General features: G+C 63.2%; 1 protein-coding gene. It reads left to right on the forward strand.

The genetic code is table 11. The annotated features are described in order from the left end of the window. The coding region (locus EN879_RS38670; RefSeq protein WP_164774977.1) for a sugar ABC transporter substrate-binding protein at positions 1 to 397 on the forward strand (397 nt) is incomplete at both ends.

Here is a 397-nt window from a genome sequence, read left to right on the forward strand (position 1 = left end):
GAATTATGTTTCCCACATCGAGTTCGACGGCATCGAAAGCGGCAAGACCATCGCCGAGATCCTGTTCAAGACCATCGGCGGCAAGGGCGGCATCGTCGCGCTCGGCGGCCTGATCTCGACCACGGCGGCGATCGAACGCAAGAAGGGCCTCGACGCGGCCCTTGCCGCCAATCCCGACATCAAGCTGCTCGACTTCCAGGTCGCCAACTGGAAATCGACGGAAGCCTTCGACTTGATGGGCAATCTGCTCACCCGCTTCGGCGACGACATCAAGGGCATCTGGGCCGCCAATGACGACATGGGCTCCGGTGCACTCGAAGCGCTGCGCGCCGAGAACCTTGCCGGCAAGGTTCTCGGCGCGCAGCGCTTCGAGTGCACCGGAGCCCATGTCGCTGTC

The sequence above is a fragment of the Mesorhizobium sp. M7A.F.Ca.AU.002.02.1.1 genome (assembly GCF_003998535.1).
Classification (GTDB): Bacteria; Pseudomonadota; Alphaproteobacteria; order Rhizobiales; family Rhizobiaceae; genus Mesorhizobium; species Mesorhizobium ciceri.